This window comes from Embleya sp. NPDC050493 (assembly GCF_044458105.1).
GTDB lineage: Bacteria > Actinomycetota > Actinomycetes > Streptomycetales > Streptomycetaceae > Embleya.
In genome coordinates, this window is record NZ_JBITHP010000029.1 from 23,549 (window position 1) to 49,074 (window position 25,526).

The 25,526-nt window shown below is 72.8% G+C and carries 17 protein-coding genes and 1 pseudogene; 9 read left to right on the forward strand and 9 right to left on the reverse strand.

The window, feature by feature from the left end; all coding sequences use genetic code 11:
- Positions 1-11: 11 nt before the first annotated feature.
- A complete protein-coding gene (locus ACIBM5_RS37920; protein ID WP_396011279.1) occupies positions 12-1,724 on the reverse strand; it encodes an IucA/IucC family protein in 1,713 nt (570 codons plus the stop codon).
- Positions 1,721-2,929, reverse strand: a complete 1,209-nt coding sequence (locus tag ACIBM5_RS37925; protein ID WP_396011280.1) for an acetyl-CoA carboxylase biotin carboxylase subunit family protein — start codon at positions 2,927-2,929, stop codon at positions 1,721-1,723. Before ACIBM5_RS37925 ends, ACIBM5_RS37920 begins: the two co-directional genes overlap by 4 nt.
- Before the next feature lie 390 nt (positions 2,930-3,319).
- Between ACIBM5_RS37925 and ACIBM5_RS37930 the strand changes: the two genes are divergently transcribed.
- The gene (locus ACIBM5_RS37930) at positions 3,320-4,138 is read left to right on the forward strand and encodes a siderophore-interacting protein (protein WP_396011281.1); all 819 of its coding nucleotides are present in this window, start codon (positions 3,320-3,322) and stop codon (positions 4,136-4,138) included.
- A gap of 84 nt (positions 4,139-4,222) precedes the next feature.
- On the opposite strand, the gene ACIBM5_RS37935 is transcribed toward ACIBM5_RS37930, so the two are convergent.
- Positions 4,223-4,516: a hypothetical protein gene (locus tag ACIBM5_RS37935; RefSeq protein ID WP_396011282.1), complete on the reverse strand. Its 294-nt coding sequence runs from the start codon at positions 4,514-4,516 to the stop codon at positions 4,223-4,225.
- Between the two features lie 316 nt (positions 4,517-4,832).
- Between ACIBM5_RS37935 and ACIBM5_RS37940 the strand changes: the two genes are divergently transcribed.
- From ACIBM5_RS37940 to ACIBM5_RS37950, 3 genes are all read left to right on the forward strand, one after another.
- Complete coding sequence (locus ACIBM5_RS37940; RefSeq protein WP_391589863.1) at positions 4,833-5,120, forward strand: hypothetical protein; 288 nt, start codon at positions 4,833-4,835, stop codon at positions 5,118-5,120.
- Between the two features lie 75 nt (positions 5,121-5,195).
- Entirely contained in the window at positions 5,196-6,146 is a 951-nt protein-coding gene (locus tag ACIBM5_RS37945) for a D-2-hydroxyacid dehydrogenase family protein (protein WP_396011283.1), read from the forward strand.
- Positions 6,147-6,432: 286 nt separating this feature from the next.
- On the forward strand, positions 6,433-8,997 hold the full coding sequence (locus ACIBM5_RS37950; RefSeq protein WP_396011284.1) for a hypothetical protein: 2,565 nt from the start codon (positions 6,433-6,435) through the stop codon (positions 8,995-8,997).
- A 192-nt stretch (positions 8,998-9,189) separates the two neighbouring features.
- Here ACIBM5_RS37950 and ACIBM5_RS37955 read toward each other — a convergent pair whose 3' ends face one another.
- The 4 genes from ACIBM5_RS37955 to ACIBM5_RS37970 form a co-directional block, all read right to left on the reverse strand.
- Entirely contained in the window at positions 9,190-9,981 is a 792-nt protein-coding gene (locus ACIBM5_RS37955; protein ID WP_396011285.1) for a class I SAM-dependent methyltransferase, read from the reverse strand.
- A 43-nt stretch (positions 9,982-10,024) separates the two neighbouring features.
- Positions 10,025-11,257: an ABC transporter substrate-binding protein gene (locus ACIBM5_RS37960; protein ID WP_396011286.1), complete on the reverse strand. Its 1,233-nt coding sequence runs from the start codon at positions 11,255-11,257 to the stop codon at positions 10,025-10,027.
- A 243-nt stretch (positions 11,258-11,500) separates the two neighbouring features.
- Positions 11,501-12,013, reverse strand: a complete 513-nt coding sequence (locus ACIBM5_RS37965; protein WP_391589867.1) for a hypothetical protein — start codon at positions 12,011-12,013, stop codon at positions 11,501-11,503.
- The gene (locus tag ACIBM5_RS37970; protein WP_396011287.1) at positions 12,010-14,430 is read right to left on the reverse strand and encodes a nitrate- and nitrite sensing domain-containing protein; all 2,421 of its coding nucleotides are present in this window, start codon (positions 14,428-14,430) and stop codon (positions 12,010-12,012) included. The genes ACIBM5_RS37965 and ACIBM5_RS37970 overlap by 4 nt, the downstream gene beginning before the upstream one ends.
- Positions 14,431-15,858: 1,428 nt before the next feature.
- Here ACIBM5_RS37970 and ACIBM5_RS37975 point away from each other — a divergent pair.
- Complete coding sequence (locus ACIBM5_RS37975; RefSeq protein ID WP_396011288.1) at positions 15,859-16,353, forward strand: DoxX family protein; 495 nt, start codon at positions 15,859-15,861, stop codon at positions 16,351-16,353.
- Between the two features lie 31 nt (positions 16,354-16,384).
- Here ACIBM5_RS37975 and ACIBM5_RS37980 read toward each other — a convergent pair whose 3' ends face one another.
- Entirely contained in the window at positions 16,385-17,974 is a 1,590-nt protein-coding gene (locus tag ACIBM5_RS37980; protein ID WP_396011289.1) for a PucR family transcriptional regulator, read from the reverse strand.
- 338 nt (positions 17,975-18,312) lie between these two features.
- Here ACIBM5_RS37980 and ACIBM5_RS37985 point away from each other — a divergent pair, with 338 nt between their 5' ends.
- The 4 genes from ACIBM5_RS37985 (at position 18,313) to ACIBM5_RS38000 (ending at position 23,456) form a co-directional block, all read left to right on the forward strand.
- Positions 18,313-19,926, forward strand: coding sequence for a purine-cytosine permease family protein (locus ACIBM5_RS37985; RefSeq protein WP_396011290.1), 1,614 nt, complete (start codon positions 18,313-18,315; stop codon positions 19,924-19,926).
- A 1-nt stretch (position 19,927) separates the two neighbouring features.
- Positions 19,928-21,232 (forward strand): nitrilase-related carbon-nitrogen hydrolase, encoded by a 1,305-nt coding sequence (locus ACIBM5_RS37990; RefSeq protein WP_396011291.1) that lies wholly within the window; start codon positions 19,928-19,930, stop codon positions 21,230-21,232.
- Positions 21,229-22,191 carry an agmatinase gene (speB, locus tag ACIBM5_RS37995; protein ID WP_391589873.1) on the forward strand — a complete coding sequence of 321 codons (963 nt, stop codon included), beginning with the start codon at positions 21,229-21,231 and terminating at the stop codon, positions 22,189-22,191. Before ACIBM5_RS37990 ends, speB begins: the two co-directional genes overlap by 4 nt.
- A 293-nt stretch (positions 22,192-22,484) precedes the next feature.
- Positions 22,485-23,456, forward strand: coding sequence for an aldo/keto reductase (locus tag ACIBM5_RS38000; RefSeq protein ID WP_396011292.1), 972 nt, complete (start codon positions 22,485-22,487; stop codon positions 23,454-23,456).
- A gap of 916 nt (positions 23,457-24,372) precedes the next feature.
- Here the strand turns inward: ACIBM5_RS38000 and ACIBM5_RS38005 are convergent.
- Positions 24,373-25,398, reverse strand: a pseudogene (locus tag ACIBM5_RS38005) (IS630 family transposase).
- Positions 25,399-25,526: the final 128 nt, after the last annotated feature.

The window sequence follows — 25,526 nt, forward strand, 5'->3', positions numbered from 1 at the left end:
GGCGGCGTTCGCTATCTCCGACTCGCCGCCCGGCGCAGATAGTTCGGCCCACTCGTGTAGTGCTTGTTGATGTCCGCCGCGCCCGAGCGTTGCTTGCTGAGCAGGGTGCCGGCGGTGATCATCGCCTTGACCGGCAAGCGCTCCTCGTCCAACACCAGGCGGCGCAACGTCGGCTCCGCCAGCGCATCGAGCCGGTCGTACACCAGCCGCAGCAGCCGGTCGCGTTCCGGCGCGGGCAGCGCGAAGGCGATGGCGCCGGCGCACAGATGCACGGTGATCGTGACGAACACGTCGGCGAGCGGGCCCTTGTGCGTGGTGTACGTGCGTGCGTCGTCGAACCCGTCGTGCGGCAGCGGACAGCCGGCCGGAAACACCCGCGGGCCGTCGTTGTCCTTGAACAACAGGCGGACCGGGCGGCCCTCGGCCAAAACCAGGGAGACGTTCTGCGGGTGTGACTCGAGCGCGATGCCGTACCGGTACAAGGTGGTCTGCCAGTCCAGCAGCAGGGTGAGATACGCGTCGAGCAGTGCGAACCGGTCGCCGCCGTGGAAGCGATCCGCGACCCGGTCCAGCACCAGGACTCCGTCCGGTCCCTTCGCGAGCAGCGCGGCGAGCGGCAGCACGAGGGCGTCGTCCAGGTCGGGCGGGTGGCGGCGCACCAGCACGGCCAGCAACTCGTGCCCCGCGTGCAGGTGGCTCTGTTCGTCGGCGAGCAACACCCGGTCCCGGAAGCGTGGTTCCCGGTGCAGCACCTCGGCCAGAAGCCGCTGCCCGGCGGCGCCGTCGACGAGCGAACCGGGCTTGATCGTGCGCCGGTTGCGCAGGCCGAGGGTGGCGATGGGCAGCGGGAGCTTGAGATGCACGGTGGGATCGTGCGTCACCGCGACGGTACGCATCGACAACGTCGGACGCACGTCCGGGTACTCCAGGGCGGTCCGCACCGCCGGTGCCGGGAGCCGGTCGAACGTCAACGGGTGTACGGGCAGGGCGAGATGGTCGGCGTCCAGGTCGGGGCGGCCGAGCTCGGCGGCGGTCGGCCACCAGGCGGGCAGCGTCCCGGTACGCGTCGTCGCGTCGAGCGGCAGCAGCGCCCAGCGCAGCCGGAAGCTCGGGTGGTGCTCGGGCGCGTATCGGCGCAACGCCGCCGCGGCCAGACCGGAGCGGGCGCGGGCGGTCGGGTAGAGCGGATGATCGACGTGCGCGGCCAGCGTGTCCAGGGCCGGGCCGGTGTCGAGGCCGGTCCACGTGCTCGGGTCGGGGCCGTGGCGCTCGGCGAGCCGCGTGTGTACGGCCGAGCCGGTCCGCGCCAGCAGCCTGCCCGCCCGGGCCGCCTGCCGGCACTCCTCGGCGAAGTCGTCGAAGCCGGACCGGTCCCGCGGGTCGGCCGCCTCGCGCAGCAGCGCGAGCAGATGATCGGTGTCGGTCACCCGGGTGCCGGTGCGCTCGCCCACCAGCAACGGCTCCCGGGCCGCGTACTCGCATTGGAAACCGTCGGCGCGCACCGGCAGCAGCCACGCGCCCGGGCCGGCGCGCAGGGTCAGCCGCAGCCACATGCCGTCCGGGCGGGACAGCGGCACGGCCGTGCTCCGCAGGCTCAGAACGTCCTCGCGCAGCACGGTGTCCAGGACCCGGCACAGCAGTTCGCCCTCGAACGGGTGCGCCGCCACGGGGGCGGGGTTGTCCCGGGCCCGGGGCACGGACGCGTCGCCGGCGCCCCCGGTCACGGTGTGATGCTCCACTGCCGGTCGGTCAGGAATTTCTCGGCCGCGCGGTGCACGGCGTCCCGATCGTCGCCGAAGGTGCGCAGCACCCCGAGGTAGTCCCGGTTGGACCGGTGCAGTTCGTGCCGTTCGCCGATCGCGCGCAGCGGGTGGTACTCGATCCGGACGCCACCGCCCGGGAACGTGTCCTCGCGCCCCGGGGCCGCGGTGAGCACGCCGGCGCGGTCGGCGCACGGGTAGTCCACCCGGGCGTGCCGGCCCGTGCGGGCGCCCAGGTCCGCGGGCAGGTCGATGCCCAGGTGCACGCGCAGGATGTGCTCGAAGAGCGGGAGGCCGAGCACGTCCCGGAGCAGCAGGTCGCATCGGTCGCCGATGGCACGGTAGTTGACCTCGATGATCCGGGGCCGCCCGTCCCGGACCACGAATTCCGTGTGGCACGCGCCGAAGCCCACCCCCAGCGCGTCGAGTCGGCTCAGCACCCCGGCGGTGATCGCGGGCGGCGGTTCGGGTACCAGGTCCATGCGCGTCTCGATGAAGTACGGCGGCGGCGACAACCGGGTGTGGAAGCCGCCCAGGACCCGGACGCCGTGCCGGTCGCCGAGGGTCTCCAGGGTGTACAACTCACCCGGCAGGAACTCCTCCACCAGCAGGGCCGCCGCCGGTCGGCGGGACCTGATCCCGGCGCAACACGCCAGCAGTTCCGCGTCGTTCGCGACCAGCACCACGTCCTCGCCCGCGACGCCCTCGCGAGGTTTGAGCACGCACGGATACGGCGGCGCGAGCGCGAGCAGGTCGGTGGCCGGTTGTTCGGGCGCCAGTTCGGCGGCCCACACCGTCTCCATGCCGGTGTCGGCGAGCCGGCGGCGCATCTGCGCCTTGTTCTTCGCCCGCAGGGCGGCGGTCCAGTCCTTGGCGGGGAGGCCGAAGTAGGCCGCCGCGAGGGCTGCTTGGACCTGGAGGTGGTCGCTGTTGGTGAACACCGCGTCCGGGCGGTGCGCGGCGCCGATCAGGTCGATCACGGAGCGGAAGTCGCGCACGTCGCAGTCCAGCACCTCGACCCGGGGGAGTGCGGCGCACAGTTCGCGGTGGGCTCCCGCGTGGGCGGGGTCGGCGAGCAGGGTGACGTCGAGCCCGAGGCGGCCGGCGGCGGGGAGGAACCCCTCGGTCACCGAGTCGGTGGGGTTGAGCGCGAGCAGGTACAGCCGCATGCGTGATCGGTCCCTCTCGGACACGTCGACCCGGGCACGGCGAACCGGACCATCGACCCGGAGCGTCGATCCGGATCCACGGCCCGGACCCGCAACAACTTAGGGTAGGCATACTTGCCGACCAAATCCGGTCGGCCCCAGGGCTGTTCGGTCCCTCCCGACAGGTCGTCGACGGGCATGGCGGGCGGGTCGTCCGACCGGCACCACGGGTGGGTCGACGAGGTGTACGCCAGGCGTGTCGCCCGATGCGCACCGCAGGCGTGCGGTTAGGCTAACCTAACCCCGACATCGTCTCGGGTCGTCCGTGGTCGACCGTGTCCGAGAGGGCGAGTTCCAATCTCCACCGAACGTGAACGCCGCGCGCAGCTCTACCGGCCCTTCCAGCTCACCGTGGTCCGCAATACGCCGATCACCCGCAACGCCACCCGGATCACCCTCACCGGCCCGCGGTTGGCGGACTTCGTCCCGGGCGGTCCCGACCAACGGGTCAAGCTCTTCGTCCCGCGCGAGGGCCGACCCGCGTGCCGGGTCACCCGGGACGACCTGACCTGGCGCGAGGCGTGGACCCGGATCCCCGAGGCCGACCGGCCGTACCAGCGCACCTACACCGTGCGGGCGCACCGGTCGGACCCGGTCGAGATCGACATCGACTTCGCGCTGCACAAGCCGGGCGGGCCCGCCTGCCGCTGGGCTCGCTCGGCCCGCCCCGGCGACGCCATCGAACTGCTCGGGCCGACCGCCGAGCGCAACGGCGGCTACAGCTTCGAGCCGCCCGCCGGCCGTCGGCTGCTGCTCGCCGGCGACCACGCGGCGCTGCCCGCGATTGGGTCCATCGTCGAGTCGCTGCCCTCCGACGCACGCGGTCACGTCTTCGTCGAGGTGGCCTCGGAGGCGGACCGCCAACACCTGGCGGCGCCGCCCGGGGTGCGCGTCGACTGGATCCATCGCGACGACGCGCCCCACGCGGAGAACCGGCTTCTGGACGCGGTTCGGGAGGCCCACCTGCCGGTCGACCACGGCTACGCCTGGCTGGCCGGCGAGGCCGGTCGGGTGCGGGCGCTGCGCCGTCACCTCAAGGACGAGCGCGGCATGGACCACCGCTCGATCGCCTTCATGGGCTACTGGCGGGTCGGCCACACCGAGGAGACCGCACACACCGAACCGGCTCGCCCGGTCGCATCCGCGCGCCCGCTGCCGATCGCCCACTGATCGGGACGTCGCTTGCCGACCGCGACCACGCCCGACCGCCGGGTGTCGATCGCCGAGGTGCGCGTCCTGCCCGCCGCCGGCCGCTCACCGATCCCGCGTGGGCCCGGTGCGCTCGGCGCGCATCCGGCGGGCGATGACCATCAGGTCGATCCAGGCGATCACCGCGGTCACCGCGCAGACGATCGCCGCGACGATCCACAGGGTGCGTACCGCCTGGGTGACATCGGCGGTGGCCGCCAGCGCGCACAGTGCGCAGCCGATCACGAAGAAGGGCAGTGCGATCCGGGACATGGCCCGGCGGGCGGGGAGGTCACTGCGCGGGTGGGCCGCCTCGCTACCGGGAGGGCGCTTGGTCGGAGCGCGATGTCGCGCACTCATACCTTTCGCATACCCGACTGCGACGCCGGTACGCGGATCCCGCTTCGAGCGGCTTCGCGCGGACCGGTGCGCGGGTTCGCCGGGCGTCCGCGCGCGTTCGGGGTACGCGGTGCGGGGTGTCCGGGCGGGCCGGCGCACAGCCGGTGCACGGGGTCGGTGCACGGCTCGCCGGGTGTTTCCCACGGGCCCTGAAAGGGTTGCGACGGGTTTGCGCGGGCCGGTGCCCGGGAGGAGGGTGGAAGGGTACGCGACCGGGTCCCCACGAGCGCTCCGGGTGAGCGCCGAGCACGGTCCGTACCGGGATCGGGTGAGATCGATGCGCATGTTCCTCCAGGCACGGATGGACACCGAGATCGGCAACAAGGCGGTCGCGGACGGGTCGTTGGCCAAGATCATCCAGGGCGTCGTCGAGCGCCTGCACCCGGAGGCGGCCTACTTCACCGCCTTCGAAGGCGACCGTACGTGCATGCTCGTGTTCGACATGCAGGACTCGTCGCAACTGCCGAGCATCGCCGAGCCGTTCTTCGAACTGGGCGCCAAGCTCACTGTCAAGCCGGTGATGAACCTGGACGACCTGCAGAAGGGCCTGAGCGCCCTCGGCTGACCTGCCGGGTAGGGTCGACCGGACGGTCCGACCGGGTGATCCGCATCCGGCGATCGCCGGATGCGGAGGTCACACGTGTTTCGGGTCGCGGTCATCGACGACTACCAAGGGCCCGGCGCCGCACTCGACTGCTGGCGGAAGCTGCCGGACGACACCGAGATCGCGTTCTTCCCCGACCACGTGAGCGACACCGACGCACTGGTCGAGCGACTGGAGCCGTTCGACGCGGTGATCGCCATGCGCGAACGCACCCCCTTCCCCGCCGAACTGCTCGCCCGACTGCCCGGCCTCCGGCTGCTGATCACCACCGGAACGCACAACGCCGCGATCGACGTCGAGGCGGCCCGGTCCCGAGGCGTCACCGTGTGCGGCACGCGTCTGCTGCCGCATCCGGCCGCCGAGCTGACCTGGGCGCTGATCCTCGAACTGGCCCGGCGGACCGGCGCGGAGGAGGCGAGCCTGCGGGCCGGCGGCTGGCAGGCCGGGGTCGGCCTGGACCTCGCCGGATCCACTCTGGGCCTGATCGGTCTCGGCAAGCTGGGCGCGCGGGTGGCCAAGATCGGCGCCGCGTTCGGGATGCGGGTGCTGGCCTGGAGCCAAAACCTCACCGCCGGGCAGGCCGCGTCGGTCGGCGGCGTGACGGCGGTGGACAAGGAAGAGCTCTTCCGCGAGGCCGACTTCGTCTCCGTGCACGTGCGCTACAGCGAACGGACCAGGTCCCTGGTCGGCGCGCGCGAACTGGCCCTGATGCGCCCCACCGCGTACCTGATCAACACCTCGCGCGCCCCGATCGTGGACCGGGCCGCACTGCTCGCCGCATTGCGCGAGGGCCGGATCGCCGGCGCCGCCCTGGACGTGCACCCGGTGGAGCCGATCCCCGCCGACGACCCGATCCTGACCGCCCCGAACACCATCCTCACGCCGCACATCGGCTACGCGACCCAGGGCAACTACACCCTCGCCTACACCGACGCGGTCGAGGACATCATCGCGTTCCTCGCCGGCGAGCCGATCCGCGAGCTGTAGCGCCGCGCCCGGCAACGTTCGCCCCACCACGGCGCCCGGCACGGCACCTCGCCGCCCCACCGAAGCGTCCGAGTACTCCAGTCGGCGGGCGTTCGCGTTGCGCCACGGCAAATGCGCGTGGAGCCGTCGGGTCCGGACGGTGTGGTACGGCACACACACGACACACCGACACCGCGAACCCGATTCGGTCACCACACCAGCGGCTCGCCTCCGGCAGGTTCCAGGCTCGGGCCCTGGCCCGACGGGCGCACCACGTCGTGTCCCACCCCGCCGTCACACTGTCCCGGTGAACGAATACGAGACGTCGGCGGTGTCCCGGATCGCGTTGTACGCCGCCTACCGGCTGGCACCCGAGGAGACGGCGGCCAAGCTCCCGGAGCGGCTGAAGACCGAGACGCTGCGCGCACTCGACGCCACCTACGAACCGCCGCCGCGGGCCCTGTCCGAAGCCGTGCTCGCGTCGGGCGACCGCGACCTGCTCGCCCGGTACGCGGCCAACGACCACCTCGACGAGGACGTGGCCCGGGAGTTGGCCCGCCGCGGCGATCCCGTCGTGGGCTACGCGCTGTTGACGACGCGCGGCCGCGACGACCGGACGCGGGCCGCGGTATGGGCGTCCGCCGACCCGGCCGACCCTGCCTGGCGTACCGAAGTCGCCGACCGGTTCATCGACGGGCAGATGCCGGAAGACCTCCTGCGGTCCGCGCTGTGGGCGCCGTTCCCCGAGGTCGTCCGCAACGCGGTGTGCCGACTGGCCCCGTACCTGCCGCCGTGGCTGGTGGTGGACTGCGCGCTGCGCATCCTGACCGCGCTGGACCCCGCCGCCGGACGCGACGAACTCGTCTCTCTGGCAGGGGATTTGCCCGAAAGCGACGACGGACCGGGCCACTACGGACCGTCCACCGCCCTGCGTGCGGCCGCCGAGGCCGCCGACCCGGTGTCCGCGCTGCGCGACCTCCGGACCGATCTCGGCGGCCGTCCGCAGCCGCGTCCCGACCACGACGCGTGGCTGGTCGGCCTGCGGTTCGGCGCGAAGAACGGCGCTCCCGGGGATGTCGACTGGGACACGGTGCGCGCCGAGGAAGCACGCGACCCGTACAGCGCACGCGCGAAGATCGAACTCGCGCGGCACCCGGGATGCCCGCCCGAGATCATGGCGGCGGCCGTCCGCGACGGGATCCACACGTCCGGCGCCTGCCGACTGGGGCCCGTGCCGCTCTCCGCAGCACTCCCGCCGGAGACCCCGGGGGACCTGGCGGCGCTCCTGGTCCACGGCATCGGCGCCGGCTGGTACGCCATCGACCACGTCCTGGACATCGCCGCCCCCGCCGGCGAGGTCCTGCACGCCCTGCACCGGCTGTCGCCCCGACGGGCCGGCACCGACACCGACGCGGTGGACGCCGGATCCGGTCCCTACCGAGGGCCGCTGCCGCCCGCCCTCGCCCCGGCGGTGTCGCGGCTCGTGGCCCCCCTGGGCGACGACCCGGAAGCCTGGGTCTGTCTGTACAAACTCGTCGCCCGCTTCCGCGGAACCTGCCGGGAGTTGGTCGCGGCGGCGGTCGAACAGGCCTCCGCGCAGCGGGCAACGGGCAGCCCGGCGACCTGGACCAAGCCCCTGGAGGCGAAGTTCCCCGCCGAGGCCCCCGAGGGAGGACGCACCCGGCTCTACGTCCTCCTCGCCGCCGCCCCCGAGCCCGTGCAGCGGGCCGTGATCCCCGCGCTGGACCCCCGGGCGATCCAGCACCTCACCGTCTACTACCCGCTCTCCGCGGCGGTCCGCGCACACCTGTACACCGTGGGCGGCACCCCGGTCGCGCTCGCCAACGCCGCGCACTGGGAGATGCCCGCGGATGTCGTGCACGGACTGCTCGACCTCGACGACCCCGAAGTCAACGCCCACCTGTACGACTTCGGTGCCATCGCGCAGGAAGAACGCGTCCGCATATGCGCCGGACGGCCCCGCGACGGGAGCGACCGTGTCGTCGCGATCAGCCCCGCGCTCGTCGACCTCCTGGCCAGGACGAGTCCCGCAACGCGCCGCAACTGGCTGCTCGCCGCCCTCGACTCGGGCGACCCGGCGCTCGTGCGGGCGATGCTCGGCCGGACCAGGCTGCACACCGACGCCGGCCGGATCCGCGCCGCCATCGGCCTGTGGCGACGCCACGGGCCCGACGCGGTCGCGGCTCTGCTGATCGAGACCGAATTTCCCGGCCGCCGGCCTGCCGCGAAACACCCGTTCCCGCCCGCGACCCACACTCTGCTGCGCCGAGCGCAGGCCTCACCCGAAACGGGGCAGGCCCTGCTGCGGGACGCCCTCGCCGCCGCCCGCACGCCGGACGCCGTGACCCGCTACCTGCTGCGCGGCGGAGCGGCGGAACGCCTGGAGCACGTCGAAGCCGAATACGGCATCGACCTGCCCTGGGACCACCTCGTCGCCGTGGATCGCGAAACACCCCTGCCGCCGCGGCTGCTGGAAGCACTGGTGGAACGCGCGGATTGCCCGCGCCCGCTCTTGGCCGCCTTCCTCTCCCGCACGCCCCTGCCCTCCCGCATGCTCGACGTCGAGTGGGTGAACGCGGCCCTGGACGACGGGCGCCTGCACACCGAGGACCTGATCCGCGTCGGCACCCCGGCGAGCTCGGTCGTCCCATTCCTGACCAGGCCCATCGCGGCCGGCACCCCGGCCGCCGACGCCGGGCCGTCGGCCCGTACGCAGGTTCTGGCGATCATGGCCGATCTGGGGTTCGACCGCGCCGACCCCGAGCACTGGGCCGTCGCCCTACACCTTCTTCCCGAGTTCACGGCGACCGTTCCCGAATTGTTGTCCGTCACGGTCAGTATCACCGGCTGATCGAGGACGCCGGGGCCGACCGCCGTCTCCGGAGCGGCGCCGGGCGCGGCGTCGGCGGGGCACGACACGTACCTCGCGGCTTCGCAGGAACGACTGCCGACAGCGGTCGATGTGGACCGGCCGGCCCGGTGGTCGGCCGGACCCGGTCCTCGGTGGCCCCGCGGGCGGGGCGGCCGAGGACCGGGCGTCGCGTCAGCGTGTGTCGGGCTTGGTGCCGATCGTGGAGATCAGCCGCCAGCCGGTGGTGACCAGACCCGGTTGGGCGGCGACCTCCTGGAAGCGGTCCAGGAGGTCCTCGTCCATGCCCAGCTCGATCAGTTGCCCGCGGAGCTGACGGGCGTTGCACGCGTAGAGGCGGTGTGCGAGGCCGGGGCCGGCGCAGTCCGCGTCGGTGCGGGTGACCCGCACGTCGGTCAGGCCCGCCTCGACGAAGGCGTCCTTGGTCGCCGCCGCCCACTCCAGGTCGGCGCCGCGGCTGCGCAGGACGGCGAGCACGCCCGCCACGACCTCGGTGAACACCTTCTCGTCCGCGGGGTCGGCGCAGGCCAGCACGCGTGGCGGCTCGGGGCAGTACCAGTCCTCGATCACCAGGACGCCGCCGGGCTCCAGCACGTCGACCAGACGCGCCAGGATGTCCCGGCGCTCGGGTATATGGAGCAGGACCAGCCGCCCGTGGATGCCCCGGTAGGGGCGGCGCGGCAGTTCGTCGGTGCGCAGGTCCAGCGGGAAGGTGCGGATCGGCGCGCCGTCGGCGGGCGCCGGGATCGCACGCGCGTCGAGATCGGTGGCGTGCACGACGCCGGTCGGGCCGATCCGGCGGGACAACTCGCGGGCGATGCTGCCCAGACCGTGGCCGATCTCCAGCCATTCCTGGCCGGTGGGGTCGTCGAGCGAGTCCAGCACCATGCGGGTGCTGGGGTCGAGCAGGTCCTGCAGGGTCTCCAACTGGAAGGTGATGTCGTCGGCTTCGGCGAACGCGTACAAGAGCAACTCCTCGGGTATGGACGATATGTTCGGGGCGGACGAATCAGCCGCCGAGGACGGCGAGTTGCTCGACCGCCACGTTGGCCCGCTTGGGCCCGTCGTTGCGCACCTCGAAGCGGTACCACTGCTGTACCGGCGAGTGGGTGGCCGGGTTCAGCTGCATGACTCCGCGTGGACTGTCGATCTGTCCGACGTTGCCCAGCGCGGCGTTCACCGCCTCGGGGGTGAGCGTCTTCTTCTCGGCGCGGACCGCGGCGATGGCGGTGTCCAGCGAGCGGGCGATGTCCCACGCGGCGACCGCGTAGATGGTCGGGCTGCGGTCCGGGTGGCGCTGCTGCCAGGCGGCCACGAAGGCCCGGTTCGCCGGGTTGTCCAGGTCCGCACCGTAGGTGGCGAACGTGGTGATGCCCGCCGCGGCGTCGGCCTGTGCGTCGAGTTGGCGGCCCTCGGTGAGCGGCCCGCTGCCGTACAGCGGGAGCTTGGCGGCCTCGGAGTTCTTGTACTGCTTGACGAAGTCGACCGCCGCGGTACCCGCGTAGAACGCGTAGACGGCCTTGGCGCCGCTCTGCGCGATCTTGTTCAGGTAGGGCAGGAAGTTCTGGGTGCCCGGGAACGGGGTGAAGGTGGTCTTCCCCTCCGGGTTGGCCAGCGTGCCGCCGGCCTTGGTGAACGACTCGGTGAAGCCCTTGAGTTGGTCCCAGCCGCCCTGGTAGTCCGGGCCGATCGCATAGACCGGGCCGTTGACGTGTTCCTTGACCCAGGGACCGGCGGCGGCGCCGGCCTCGTAGGACTGGGTGTTGAACGACCAGACGTGCGCGGTGAGTTTGGGATCGGGGAACTCGGGCCGACCGGCCACGCCCATCAGCGCCGTGTTGTTGGCGGCCGCCAACGGCAGCACACCGGCCACGCTGCCGCCGCTGACGATGCCGGTGATGGCCAACACGTTCTGCTGCTTGACCAGTTCGGTCGCGGCGGGGACCGCGGTCGGCGGACCCGCGCCCTCGTCGCGCACCACGATGTCCGCCTTGAGCCCGCCGAGCTTGCCGCCGTGTGTGTCGCGGTACAGCTCCAGGCCGGCGCGGGTGTCCTCGCCCACCGCGGCGTACGGGCCGGTCGAGGGGGTGAGCAGGCCGATCTTGGCGACGGCGTCGGATCCCTTGCCCTTGTCGTCGCCGGCCGCACTGCCCGAGCACGCCGACAACACCAGGAGTAAGCCGGTGGCGATGGCCAGGGGGGTGCGGGTGCTGCGGATCCGTCTACGGGTGCTGCTGCGCATGTCCGTCTCTCTCTCGGCAGGTTCGGCGATTCGGGTACGAACTCCGGATGGGACTGCCGGCTGGGTCGCGCGACGACGCGGAGCGCGGTCTCGGGAACGGGGTCTCGGGAACGCGGTCCCGGGGCGCGGGGAAGCCGGGCGGGGCGGATGCGCCGGGGCGGCCGGTGGGCCGGGCGCGCGAATACTCCGGACGACCGGGTCGGATTGCCGGGTCGTCCGGGAGGGACAGCCGGGTGTGTGGGGTCAGAAGACCCGGCTGGGAGCCGGCATGCGGGCGGGCTGCGGCTGGAGACCGCGACCGCGCGCGAGCGGGGTCAGGGAGGGGCCCACGCGCTCCATCAGCGCGTGCATCGCCCGGATCAGGTTGCCGACGTCGGCGTTCCAGGTGGTCGCCACGATCAGCGCCGAGGGGTGTACCTGTCCGTCCGGGCCCGGGCTGGTGTTGCCCATGGTGAGCAGCAGGCCGTGCTCGGCCTGCGACATCAGCACGCTGACCGGACCCAGGCCCATCAGGTCGGCGCTGTAGTCCTGCATCAGCAGAGCTCCGGGCGCGCTGGAGGCGATCTTCTCGGCGTTCGCGATCCACGCCGCCTGCGCGGCCTCGTCGGTGCGGATCCGACCGGGCAGTGCGGCCTGGGCGACCAGCAGCGAGTCACCGCTGGCGGCGACCGCGTGCAGGACGTCGGGGGCGTGGTCGTGCACGAACTGGCGCATGAAGTCGTCGAGCACGCTCTGGTCGACGGCGGGCTCGGTCATGGGGATTCCTTGGGGGTCCGGGTGAAGGGCAGGTCGCGGGCGCCGCGCCCGAACGAGGCGGCGGCGGCGCTGGCCTGCGCGATGTCACGGGTGGGTGGGGCGGTACGACGGAAGTGGGCCGCCTGCGCGGTGCGGCGTTCGCGGCGGGGGAGGCCCTGCGCGGTCAACTCGGGCGCGTAGTCGGCGGGCAGCGGGCCGCCGATGATCGGGCCGGTGGCGCTCGGATCGGCGCCGCCGGCGTACGGGGCGTTGCCGTTGGCGGCGTTGCCGTTCCCGCCCGGGCCGGTTGCGCCGACGCCGTTCGTGCCCGCGCCGCTTGCGCCGACGCCGTTCGCGCCGATGCCGTTCGCGGTGGCGCCGTTCAGGCCGGATCCCAGGGCGATCGGGCGGGCGGGACCGGCCTGTGCCGCGAGCGGCCGGGCGACGTGCTCCACCCGGCGTCGGTGCCGGCCCACCGACGCGATGATCGTGTGCGGCAGCACGATCTCGGCCACCGTGCCGCCGTCCTCGCCCGGTTGCAGTTCCACCTCGATGGCCAGCGGACGAGCCTGGAGGGCGACCACGGTCAGGCCGGTCTGGCGCAGCGAGGGCAGTGCGTCCACGTCGGCGCGGAGCCGCCGGTTGAGCAACTCCGGTTCGCGATGGCCCACTCCCTGGTCCCGCACCCGCACCAGGACGCCCGCCTCGGTGCGTTCGGCGGTGATCTCCACCTCGTGCCGACCGGAGAAGCGAGCCGCGTTGTCGACGATCTCGCCGATGATCTGGGTCACCGCGCCGACCGTGTCGCCCGCGAGCGTGACTGACGTGGGAATGCCCTTGAACGCGATGTCGGGCAGTCGCTCGTAGTTGGTCACCCGCTGGGCGCCGGCGCGGACCACCTCGTACAGCGGGGTGTCCGGCCACAACCGGTTCGGCGGTTGCCCGCTGAGTACCGCGATCGAGTCGGCGAGCCGTTTGGTGCCCTCGTTGCCGTGGTCCACCTCGAACACGGTGCCCAGCTGATCCACCGTCAGGTTGGAGGCCTGGAGCCGGTCCAGGGCGCTGCTGACCCGGCTGGTCTGCACCCGGATCCGCCGGGCGACGTCGCCGAGCGCGTCGTTGTACTCGCGCTGGGCCAGCACCAGCGATGCGCTGTGTTCGACCGTGCTGTAGGCGAGTTGGGTCAGCGCCCGCGCCAGGTCGGCGATCTCGTCGGCACCACGCTCGCGGTCCGGCTCCGTGCCGAGCATCTTGACCGCGTACGCCCGGCCGCTCTCGTGCGGGGCCAGCGCGTCGCGGCGGCGCAGGTCGGCCTCGACCGCGGGCAGCGTCTTCTGGGTCATCACGGTGACCCGCTCGGCCAGGGTCTGCAACCGGCGGTGCAGCAGTCGGCCGAGCCAGGCCGCAGCCGCCGCGGCGGCGAGCACCGCGCCGATGAGCACCGCACCCTGGACGCCGGCCAGCCACCACCGGTCGCCGGTCAGGTCGGCCACCTCGCGGGCGACGTCGGCGTCCGCCCGCTGCTCCACCGACCACAGCCGGTCGGCGCGTTCGGCCAGGGCGGCCCGCCAGACGTCGGCTTCGAGCGTGGCGCGGCCGAGTGCGTCCTCGGTCTGGGCGACCCGGATCATCTCGGGACCGGCCAGCGCCCGGGCGAGCCGGTCCCGCCAACTCGTGGGCGCGGTCACCGCGAAGGCCTCCAGGGCCTGATCGTGTGCGGCGCGGGCGGTGGAGGCCGCCTTGAGCACCGGGCCGCCCAGCGGGCCGGCACCCAACGAGCGCAGTACGGTGACCTGTTCCTGGCCCAGCGCGGCACGGGCCTGGGCCAGTGCGGTGATCGCGCGCAGTCGGCCGGCGGTGCCGGTGGACACGCCCGGGTCCAGCGCGACCCGGGCGCGCAGGTCCACGGTGGTGCCGATCCAGGCCCAGTAGCGCACCGCCGCCGCCGAGGTGGCCACGCCCCGCTGGTCGACCTGGGTGCGCAGGCCCGGGAGGCCGCGCAGCGCGGTGTCCACGGCGGCCAGCGCGTCGCGTTCGCCGGTGGAGACGGGTTCCAGGTCGCGGCGGCGGTCCTGGTAGCGGCGTACGGCGGCCTCGCTCGCGTCGATCGCGGTGCGGTAGTCGGCGCTGGTGATCGGCCCGGGACCACGGGAGAGCAGGGTCACCGCGGCGGCACTCTCCGCCTGGAGCCGGCGACCCACCTCGCCTGCTTCGGCCGAGACACCGACCAGATCGTGCGCGTGGTCGGCGGCCTGGGCCTGCTCGACCAAGGTCAGGATCGCGGATCCGGCGAAGAACACCATGCCCGCGGAGGGCACCACGACCATGAGGGTGATCAGGCCGCGCACCCGGGGGCGGATCCGGGCGGCGAGCCGGATGCGAAACGGCGGACGCGGCACGGAGGTCGCGGCTGTGGGGCCTGGGCTCGGGGTGTCCATGGCGGGGTGGGTCGGGCCCGGGTGCGTGGGGCCGGGGTTTGGGTTCGTGCGGCCCGGGTCGGTGGGGCCCGGGTTGGTGGGGCCTGCGCCGTCGGGGCCGGGGGCGGTGCTCGTGTGGCGGGTGCCCGTCGGACCGGGGCCGAGGTTCGGGTCGGGGCCGGCGCCGGGGCCGATGTCCGCGGAGCCGGTGATTCGGGAGCGGAAGGGACGTATCTTCATCCGCGTTCGCTCCCGGGACCGGGGCGGCGGGTTCGGGCGCAGGCGAACGGGCGCCGCCCGGACGCGAGTTGCGCGCAGGTGCCCACCGGGGGGTGCGGGCGGGTGCTCGCAGCGGTCCGCGCGGGCCGGCCGGCGCGCGCGGGGAGGTGCCGCCCGCGGCGACCGGATCGGGCCGCGTCGGCGACGTGAGGGTGACGGCGAAGTAATCGCAACACGGGCTGGGATCCCTGAACGATGGTCGGTGGGAGGGGAGATGCGACGGCGGTGGACCCGAGGGGCGGTCCACTACGCGGGGCGGACGCGGTCGATCGGGCGCGTGGTCGGAGGTCGGTCTCCGTGCCGGCCTCGGCCCGGGGCGATGCCGGCCGCGCCCGGGTCGGGCGGTCCGAACGCGATCGGAGCGGCCGGTAGCGGCACTTCCGCTTCCGTTTGGGAGACGGTCCGATCGCCTTGCGCCGGTTGCCGAGGCGAACCGGTTCGGGGTCTCGACCGGCGGCCGTCCGCCCGCGCGTCAAGGCCGACCGGGGGCGGAGCGAATCGGCTAGCCCGTGTGCGGGAACCGGCTCATTCGGGGTGAACTCCCGCCCGAGCCAACGGTGTGCGCGTCCCGAAACGGCGTCCTCGGACAGCGCGCCGACCGTTCCGGGATCGTTCGGCCGCGAGCCTTCGACGCAAAAACGCCCATGAACGGATCACTCCTCGCAAGGGGGTGCGGGGTCGACCAGGAAACGCCCGATCGCGGGTAGGGCAACTGTTCGCATCGGTGCGCACACACACTGTCCCTGCGAATCCACCGAACGTCAAACGAAACTTGGCTGTCGTTGCGACCCTGTTGCAACTCTCACTTCGAGCGTCGGCACCACGATCGGCACTTGATCGGCGCCCGATCGGCGCACGGTCGGCGCCCGGTCGGCACCGCGGCCGCACTCGGTCGCCACCGCGCGCGGCACTCGGCCGGTGCCCGATCGGTACTCGGTCGTCAGTCGGTCGTCGGTCGGTCGTCGGTCGGTCGGTCGTCGGTCAGTCGGCGTTTGGTCGCCACTCGTCGTCGGTCGGTCGGCGAAGGGTGCTCGGTTCGCCCGATGGTGTCCACTCGGGCCGCTTGCCACTTTGTGCCGGTTGCGGAGCGCGCCATTGTCCGTTCGCGGAAGGGCTGTCGAAACTGGTCTGGACCAATCTCCCGCACTCCGTCCCCCCAGGAGCCGTCCGATGTCACCCGTTCCGCACGCCGTCATCGAATCCGCCAAGCCCCATGTACTGGGCCTGTTCCGTATCGTCGTCGGGCTGCTCTTCACCTGCCACGGCACCGCCTCGTTGTTCGGCTTCCCGGACAGCGGACGGGGCACCCTCTCCGCCGGCACCTGGCCCGGCTGGTACGCGGCCGTCATTCAACTCGTGGGTGGCGGCCTGGTGTTGCTCGGCCTGGGCACCCGGGCCGCCGCGTTCGTGTCGTCCGGTTCGATGGCCTACGCCTACTTCACCGAGCACCAGAAGCTCGACCTGTGGCCGATCCAGAACGGCGGTGAGGCATCCGTGATGTTCTGCTGGTCGCTGCTGCTGATCGTGGTGTTCGGCTCGGGCAGCTTCGCGCTGGAGCGGCTGTTGGTACGTGGCGGCGCCGACACCTCGGCCGCACCGACGCCGTCGACCCCGTCGTCCGAGTCCAGGCCGGCCTCGCACAGGGTGCGCAGGGTCGTCGGGTAGCGATGGGACGGCGCCCGAGGACGGCGCACGATCAGCTCGGACTGTCGCGGCGGATGCGGGCCGCCAGCCACAGATCGAAGCGATCGTCGCCGTCCTCCGGGCGCCGGCCGGTCAGGCGCATCGCCTTGTCCACGCGATTGCGCACGGTATGCCGATGCACGTCCAGGCGGCGACTCGTCTCGTCCCAGGAGCCACCGGTCTCCAACCACGTGGCCAGCGTCGCGGCCAACTCGCCGCCCGGATCGGCCGCGTCGATCGGTCCCAGCACGGCGTCCGCGTAGCCGGCGAGCGTGCGGGCGTCGGCCAGGCCCAGCAACAGTCTGCTCGCGGCACCGTGCCGGGCCTCCACCGGTTGCCCGGCGGCCCGGCTCACCGCGAGCAGGCCGCGTGCCTGGCGGATCGAGGACCCGGCCGCCTCCGGGCCGGTCGCCGGACCGATGCCCGCCGGCCGACCGGGCGCGAACCGGCCCAGCACGGCCCGTACGTCCAGCTCCGCACCCGACACCGCCTCCACCGCACCGCCCGCCACCCGGACCAGACCGCCGGGCAGGGCCAGGGCAAGGTCGGCGGCGAGTTCGGCGAGGTCGGCCTGCGCGGTGTCCGCGCCCGCCGGGTCCACCCGCGCCGGATCGGCGGCCGGGCCCACCACCACTCCCCGCACCTCGTCCGCCGCCAGTCCCGCGGCGGCCAGCACGTCACGCGCCTGCTCGGCGGTGGTGGACGGGGCGAGCAACCGGCCGAGCAGCGCGGCCCGCCGTCGCCGGCCCGGCTCGTCGGCCAGGTGCCGGCGCTCCAACTCCAGGGACAACAGCGACACCAGCCCGGACACCAGCAGCCGGGCGGCCGACTCGACCGGACCGGCCAGTACCAGCAGCCCGCGCAGCCGTCGGGCACCCAGGGGCTGCACCTCCAGCCGCACCCCCTCCGCGTCGCTGCTGCTCCCGCTGCCGTGCAGACCCCGCGCGGCCACCCGGCGGATCAGGTCGGCGCTCGCCGCCAACAGCGCCACCGCGTCCGCCGAGCCGTCGGCTCCCGGCGCCTCGGGCGGGCCGGCCAGACTGTCCGCGACCAACCGGCCCACCGGGTCCGCGACGATCGCATCCACCCCGGTCGCCGCCCGCCAGGCGCGCAGCGTGGCCAGCACCCCGTTGCCGGAGGCGGCGGCGCTGGTCAACCGGCGCTGCGCCTCGAACGCGTGCTCCAGGGCCAACCGCTGCCGGGCGGCCCTGGCCTCGAACACGGCCTTGGTGACCGCGATGAAGGGCACCTCGTCGGGAACGGTGAGCAGGGGCAGGCCGGCCGCCCGGGCGGCCCGGATCAGCGGCCGCGGCGCCCGCTGGTGCGGCAGCTCCCGGCCCAGGCCCAGCACCAGGGCACATGCGCCCGCGCCCGCGACGTCGCGCACGTACGCGGCGCAATCCGCATCGGTCATCGGCAGCAGCAGGCCGATCGTCATCAGCAGCTCGCCACCCTGGAGCCAGTGGCCCGGGGTGAGCAGCTCGGACACGTGCGCGGCCTCGACCCGCCGATCCAGAAGCTCGGCCCCGGAAACGACCGCCAGGTGCAGGTCGGGCAGGGCGACCAGGTCGGCGATCCGCAACACGCCGGAGAAATCGGGCATCGTGGATCGAGCGGGGGACGCGGTGGCGGGGGGAGTGGTCGGCGGGGGTGTGGGCGAAGCGGGTGTGGGCGAAGCGGGTGCGGGCGAAGCGGGTGTTGACGACGACGGTGGCGTGGGCGACGGGGGCATGGACATAGTGTCCACCCATCCGGATCAGATTCGACATGATATCGATCGTTTACGGTTGTTAACCGGGCGTACCTTCAAGCGTCACACCACCGACCACGCGTCGTCCTACCGACCACGCGTCGTCCCACCGACCGTCGTCCCCGGCGCGTCGACCGCGCCGCGCAGGACACCGGGCCGGCCGCGTGGGACACCGGACCGCAGGAGAGCCCATGGACGCCACCAGGCCACCGCGCGCCGCCCCCGCCACCGGCGGCTCCGCCGCCCGCTCCACCGTCGGCGCCGCGGCGCCCGGCCCGGTCACCGCCGGTCTGCGACCCGACGCCGCCGAGCGCGGGGATGCCGCCGGTCGCGCCGATGCCGCCGGCCGTGCCGACGCCGGGCGTGCCGACGCCGCCGGGCGCGCGGGCGGCGTGGCCATCGAGACCCGGTCGATCGACTACGTCCCGGCTCGGGAGCGGCACGGCAAGGTGTGGCACCAGGGGCCCTTCTGGTTCACCGGCAACTTCGTGCTCACCACGATGGTCACCGGCTTCATCGGCCCCGCCCTCGGCCTGGGCCTGGGCTGGTCGGTGCTGGCCGTGGTGCTCGGCGCGTGCTTCGGCACGTTCTTCATGGCGTTCCATGCCAACCAGGGCCCGCGGATGGGCCTGCCGCAGATGATCCAGTCCCGCGCCCAGTTCGGCATCCGCGGCGCGATCGTCCCGTTCGTCGCGGTCGTGTTCGTCTACGTCGGCTTCAACGTCTTCAACGTGGTGCTGGCCACCGAGGGCCTCCAGACCGTGCTGCCCGGCGGCTCGACGCTGTGGTACGCGGTGCTGATCTCGATCGCCATCGTGCTCGCGGTGGTCGGCCACGACCTGCTGCACCTGGTCCAGCGCTGGCTGACGTACGCGCTGATCGCCGTTTTCGGCGTGCTCAGCATCGGCGCGATGGTCAACCTCGACGTGGCCACGCCCGCGGGCGGCGGCGGCATGTCCTGGACCGCGTTCCTGGTGGTCTTCTCCGGCGCGGCCGGCTACCAGATCAGCTACGCCGTCTACGTCTCCGACTACTCCCGCTACCTGCCCGCCGACGTACCCGCCCGCAAGGTGATCTGGTGGACGTACGCGGGCGCCGCCGGCTCCGCCGCCTGGCTCATGTCGCTGGGCGCACTGCTCGCATCGGCGCTGCCGGACCCGGACGCGATCGGCGCGGTTCGTCGGGTGGGCAACGACATCGTGCCCGGCTTCGGCACGTTCGCCGTGCTGGTCTCCTCGCTCGCGCTGATCAGCATCATGGCGGTGAACGCGTACGGCGCGATGCTCACCACGACCAGCGCGATCGACGCCTTCCGCCCGGTGCGGCCGACGGTGCGGGTCCGGGTGGCCGGGATCGTGGCGATCGAGGCGATCGTCTTCGTGGTCGCGATCGTGCTCCCGGACGACTACCTGGGCAGCTTCAACGACTTCGTGCTCATGATGCTGTACTTCCTCATTCCGTGGACCGCGGTCAATCTGGTCGACTTCTACCTGGTTCGTCGCGGCCACTACGCGGTGACCGCGATCTTCGACCCGCGCGGCATCTACGGCCGCTGGTCCTGGCGCGGTCTGACCGCCTACACGGTCGGCTTCGCGGCGATGATCCCGTTCTTCAAGACGAGCTTCTTCACCGGCCCGGTGGCCGACGCGCTCGACGGCGCGGACCTGTCCTTCGCGGTCGGCCTGCTGGTCGGCGGCGCGCTGTACGCGTGGCTGTGCCGTGACCTGGACCTGACCGCCGAACGCGCCGCGGAACGCGCGAGCGAGGCCGAACTCGAAGGCGCGGACGCGCCGTTGGGGGTGTGACGTGACGGAGACCCTGGTCGCCTGCGCGCAACTCGCGCTGTCCGTGGGCGACGTGGCGGGTAATCGCCGAGCCGCGCTGGCCGCGATCGAACGCGCCGCGGCGGCCGGTGCGGACGTGCTGGTGCTGCCCGAACTGGTCAACAGCGGCTACGTGTTGCGCGACGCAGCCGAGGCGGCGGCGCTCGCCGAGCCGGTGGACGGGCCGACCGTGACCGGCTGGGTCGAGGCGGCCCGGCGGCACGACCTGATCGTGGTCGGCGGCTTCGCCGAGCGGGACGCCGACGGGGCGATTCGCAACTCGGCGGTGCTGGTCGACCCGAGCGGGGTACGCGCCTGCTACCGCAAGGTGCACCTGTGGGGCCGGGAGGCGGAGCTGTTCGTCCCGGGACACGAGTTGCCGCCCGTGGTGGAGACCGCCGTGGGTCGGATCGCGGTGTTGGTCTGCTACGACGTGGAGTTCCCCGAATGGGTGCGCACCGCGACGCTGCGCGACGCGGACCTGCTGTGCGCGCCGGTGAACTGGCCGTACGCCCCCAGGCCCGCCGGCGAGCGGCCCGCGGAGGACATCCGGGTGCAGGCCGACGCCGCGGTGAACCGGGTCTTCATCGCCGCGTGCGACCGGGCCGGCCCCGAACGCGGCACCTCGTGGGTCGGCGGCTCGATCATCGTCGACCCGGACGGCTTCCCGCTCGCCGGCCCGCCCGCCGAGGACGCCGAACACCTGCTGCTCGCCCGCTGCCGGCTCACCGACGCCCGGGACAAGCGAATCGGCGCACACAACGACGTGTTCGCCGACCGCAGACCCGAGCTGTACGGGTCGATCCTGACTCCCACGTCCGACCGGGGTGCGGCCTCGGGCGATCGCATGGGCGGGGCTTCGGGCGGTCGCATGGGCGGGGTTTCGGGGGATCGCACGGGTGTGCCTTCGGGCGGTCGCATGGGCGTGGCTTCGGGCGGTCGCGCGGGCGGGGCTTCGGGCGATCGGGCTGCCGTCGCCGCCTCGGATGGCCGCGCCGGTGTCCTCTCGGACGGCGCCGTGGACGCGGACGCGCGTACGGCCGAGGGTTCGAACGACGCCGGGGGCTCACAGGACGTCGCGGGCTCGAATGACCTTGCCACCGCTGCCCTGAACGACCGTGCCGTCGCTGCCTCGGAGGGCCGCGGCACCACTGCCTCGGACGACTGCGGCACCACAGTCTCGGATGAGCGCACCGCCACAGTCTCGGACGACCGCGGCACTACTGCCTCGGATGAGCGCACCGCCACAGTCTCGAACGACCGCACCACCGAAAGGACCGAGCGATGACCGGCGCTCCTCAGGGCCCCATCGACGCCACGCGCGTACCGCGCTTCGCGGGACCCGCGACCTTCGCGCGCCTGCCGCGCGCCGACGAGGTCGAGCACGTGGACGTCGCGGTGGTCGGAGTCCCGTTCGACAGCGGCGTCAGCTACCGACCCGGCGCTCGATTCGGCCCCGCGCACGTACGCGCCTCCTCCAAGCTGCTGCGGCCCTACAACCCGGCCCTGGACGTCTCGCCGTTCGCCGAGCAACAGGTCGCCGACGCGGGCGACATCGCGGTCAACCCGTTCGACATCGGCGCCGCCATCGCGGACCTGGAGCAGGCCGCGCGCGCGTTCTCGGCGCGCGGCACCCGGCTGTTGACCATCGGCGGCGACCACACCATCGCGCTGCCGTTGCTGCGCGCGGTGGCCGCCGAGCACGGCCCGGTCGCGGTGGTGCACTTCGACGCGCACCTGGACACGTGGGACACCTACTTCGGCGAGCCGTACACCCACGGCACGCCGTTCCGCCGGGCGTCGGAGGAGGGTCTGCTCGACCCGACCCGCTGCCTGCACGTGGGCATCCGCGGACCCCTGTACGGCCCCGACGACCTGCGCGAGGACGGCGTGTTGGGCTTCCAGGTCGTGCACAGCGACGACTACCAGGACGCCACGGTGGCCTCCGTCGTGGAACGCATGCGCCGCCGACTGGGCACCGGACCGGTGTACGTCTCGGTCGACATCGACGTGCTCGACCCGGCCCACGCACCCGGCACCGGCACCCCGGAGGCGGGCGGCCTGACCAGCCGCGAACTGCTCAACACGCTACGCGGACTGGTCGGCCTGGACGTCGTCGGCGCGGACATCGTCGAGGTCGCGCCCGCCTACGACCACGCCGAACTGACCGGCATCGCCGCCGCGCACGTGGGCTACGAATTGTTGTCCGTCCTCGCCCGCAACCGCCGCGACGGCCTGCCGGCCTGACCGGGCGCACCCTCGGGCCGGCCCCTGCGCGAAATGCGCGGACGGCCCATGCGCGGCGACCGTTCACGGGGGCGGTCGCCGCGCGGGATATCTTCGTGATCGTCGCTGCGCGGAGCGGCGGGCGCGGCGGGCGGGTGCCGTTGCCTGGGCGGTCGGGCGGTCGGGCGGCTGGACGGCCGGGCGGTCGCGCGGTTCGCACGATTCGCGCGGCCGGTGTACGGCGAACTGCCGGTGCCCGGCGGGGCGGCACGAAGGTTCGAGGCTTGCAAGGGTGCGGAAAGGGACGGCACGGGATGAAGTACGTAAAGCTCGGCAACACGGGGTTGGACGTCTCGCGGATCAGTCTCGGCTGCATGAGCTACGGCGTGCCGGAGCGCGGCACGCACCCCTGGACGTTGCCCGAGGAGGCGGCCCGGCCGCTGATCCGGCAGGCCGTCGAGGCCGGGATCAACTTCTTCGACACGGCGAACGTCTACTCGGACGGCACCAGCGAGGAGATCGTCGGCCGCGCGCTGGGCGAATTCGCCCGACGCGACGAGATCGTGATCGCCACCAAGCTCAACGGCCGGATGCGGCCCGGACCCAACGCGGCCGGCCTGTCCCGCAAGGCCGTGCTGACCGAGATCGACAACTCGCTGCGCCGGCTCGGCACCGACTACGTGGACCTGTACCAGATCCACCGCTGGGACACCGCGACCCCGATCGAGGAGACACTCGAAGCGCTGCACGACGTGGTCAAGGCGGGCAAGGCCCGCTACATCGGGGCTTCGTCGATGTACGCATGGCAGTTCGCCAAGGCCCAGTACACCGCCGAGCGCCACGGCTGGACGAAATTCGTCTCGATGCAGAACCACCTCAACCTGCTCTACCGCGAGGAGGAGCGGGAGATGTTGCCCCTGTGCGCCGACCAGGGGGTGGGCGTCATCCCGTGGAGCCCGCTGGCCCGAGGCCGGCTCACCCGCGACTGGGGCGCGGACAGCGCGCGCAGCGAGACCGACGAGTTCGGGAAGACCCTGTACGGCGAGGCGGACCGGCCGATCGTCGAGGCGGTCGCCACGATCGCCGAGGAACGCGGCGTATCGCGCGCCCAGGTGGCCCTCGCCTGGCTCGCGACGCGCCCCGGCGTGACCGCGCCGATCATCGGTGCCGGCAAGCCGACCCACATCGAGGACGCGGTGGCGGCATTGTCACTGACCCTGACCGAAGCCGAGATCGACCAACTCGAACGCCCCTACACCCCCCGCCCGGTCGCAGGCTTCGCCTGACCGAAGCGACGGCGCCGCGGGCAGGCACAACCCCTGCGGCCCGGCCGCTCTGGGACGTGTGCGGTGCTCTCATCCGCGTCCGCCGCTCGCGGGTGCGTGCGCTGCTCGCGTCCGCGTTCGCTGCTCTCGGGTGTGAGCGGTGCTCGTGTCGGTGTCCGCTGCTCTGGGGCGCGTGCCGTGCTCGCGGTGCGTTGCGCTGCTCGCGTCGGTGTCGGCCGCTCTCGGCTGTGTGCGGTGCTCTCGTCCGTGTCTGCCGCTCTCGGGTGCGTGCGCTGCTCGCGTCCGTATTGGCTGCTCTGGGGCGCATTGCCCTGCCCGCGTGCGTGTCGGCTGCTCTCGGGGGTGAGCGGTGCTCTCAGGTGTGTCCAGCCGCTCTGAGCTGCGTGCGACGCTCTCGTCCGCCTCCGCCGCTCTCGGGTGCGTGCGGTGCTCTCGTCGGTGTCGGCTGCTCTCGGGTGCGTGCGCTGCTCGCGTCCGTATTGGCTGCTCTGGGGCGCATTGCCCTGCCCGCGTGCGTGTCGGCTGCCCTCGGGTGTGAGCGGTGCTCTCGTCCGCGTCCGCCGCTCTGGGGCGCGTGCGGCGCTCTCGTCCGCGTCCGCCGCGGGGCGCGTGCGGTGCTCTCGTCCGCGTCCGCCGCTCTGGGGCGCGTGCGGTGCTCTCATCCGTATCGGTTGCTCTGAGGTGTGTTGCGCTGCTTGCGTGCGCATCGGCCGCTGCCGGGTGTGTCCGCCACTCTGAGCCGCGTGCGGTGCTCTCGTCCGCGTCCGCTGCTCTGGGACGTGTGCGGTGCTCTCGTCCGCGTCCGCCACTCTGATGCCTCGCGCGGCGCTCTCGTCCGCGTCCGCCGCTCTGGGGCGCGTGCGGTGCTCTCGTCCGCGTCCGCCGCTCTGGGCGCGCTGCGCTAACTAGTGCCGCATCAGGCAACGTTTGCCCTGTCGACGAGGATGCGTAGGTGCCGGTCGTAGGCGTGGCGGTTTCGCCAGATGATGTAACGGCGGATCATGCTGCCCTGCTCCTTGTGGTCAGCATGATCCGTGCCGTCAAGGGTGAAGTAGCGCATGGCCGTGAACTGGGCTTCGATCCGGTTGAGCCAAGAGCTGTTGGTCGGCGTGTAGGCGATCTCGATGTTGTTGGCCGCCGCCCAGGTGCCGACCCGCCGGCACTTCTTCGTGGTCAGGTGCGGTGAGAAGTTGTCGGCCACGATCGCAATCCGCACTTCTGGCGGGTAGAGCGTCCGCAGGTAGCGGCAGAACTCCAGGAACTGGGTGCGTCTCTTGACCGGTTTGATGTGGCCGTAGAGCTTGTCCTTGGCCAGGTCGAGTGCGGCGAACAGGTGTCGCACTCCGCCGTAGGGTTGTAGGTCGCCCGCCTCCGTCGGCGTGGTTCGCGGTCGGGGTCCTTGTGCTTGCCCCGTGCTCGGCCCACTGCCGGCCCCGGGTGGGGCATCAGGTTGAGCGGGCCGAACTCGTCCGTGCAGAAAATGATTTCGGGTTCGTCGTCCTCGGGTACGACCTCGCCGTGGGCGATCGCGTAGAGGTGCTCGACTCGGGCCTTCTTGGCCGCGTAGTGCGGATCGTGGGAGGTCTTCCAGGTCTTCAGGCGTTGAAAGGAGACGCCCTCCTCGCGGAGCAGGGTGCGCAGGCCCTCGTGGCTGATGTCGTCGACCACCCCCTCGGCCGCCAGGAAGTCCGCCGGCTTGGACAGGCTCCAGGTCGAGAACGGCAGATCGTGCTCGGTCGGCTTGGACTTCGCGATCTTCTTGATCTCGCGCCGCTCGGGGCAGTGTGAACGTTTTCGGCCGGCCACCCTTGTACTTCGGATACAGCGACTCGAAGCCGTCGGCGTTGAAGTTGTGGATCACATCCCGGACCCGGTCATCGCTGGTGAACGACACCTCGGTGATCTTCCCCACCGGCATGCCCTGCGCGGACAGCAGCACCATCCGGGCCCGCCGTCACGTCACCACCGATCCGACGCCTCTGCGGATCATCCGCAGCAGCCGTCCACCCTCGTCGTCATCGATCTCACGCACGCGTACTCGTTCTGCCACCGGCCCCAGACTCCCGTATT

Coding starts and splice junctions, on each gene's coding strand:
- speB (WP_391589873.1), top strand. CDS start 21,229: ATGACCGGCGCTCCTCAGGGCCCCATCGACGCCACGCGCGTACCGCGC.
- ACIBM5_RS37985 (WP_396011290.1), top strand. CDS start 18,313: ATGGACGCCACCAGGCCACCGCGCGCCGCCCCCGCCACCGGCGGCTCC.
- ACIBM5_RS38000 (WP_396011292.1), top strand. CDS start 22,485: ATGAAGTACGTAAAGCTCGGCAACACGGGGTTGGACGTCTCGCGGATC.
- ACIBM5_RS37925 (WP_396011280.1), bottom strand. CDS start 2,929: ATGCGGCTGTACCTGCTCGCGCTCAACCCCACCGACTCGGTGACCGAG.
- ACIBM5_RS37935 (WP_396011282.1), bottom strand. CDS start 4,516: ATGAGTGCGCGACATCGCGCTCCGACCAAGCGCCCTCCCGGTAGCGAG.
- ACIBM5_RS37940 (WP_391589863.1), top strand. CDS start 4,833: ATGCGCATGTTCCTCCAGGCACGGATGGACACCGAGATCGGCAACAAG.
- ACIBM5_RS37975 (WP_396011288.1), top strand. CDS start 15,859: ATGTCACCCGTTCCGCACGCCGTCATCGAATCCGCCAAGCCCCATGTA.
- ACIBM5_RS37980 (WP_396011289.1), bottom strand. CDS start 17,974: ATGCCCGATTTCTCCGGCGTGTTGCGGATCGCCGACCTGGTCGCCCTG.
- ACIBM5_RS37970 (WP_396011287.1), bottom strand. CDS start 14,430: ATGGACACCCCGAGCCCAGGCCCCACAGCCGCGACCTCCGTGCCGCGT.
- ACIBM5_RS37965 (WP_391589867.1), bottom strand. CDS start 12,013: ATGACCGAGCCCGCCGTCGACCAGAGCGTGCTCGACGACTTCATGCGC.
- ACIBM5_RS37960 (WP_396011286.1), bottom strand. CDS start 11,257: ATGCGCAGCAGCACCCGTAGACGGATCCGCAGCACCCGCACCCCCCTG.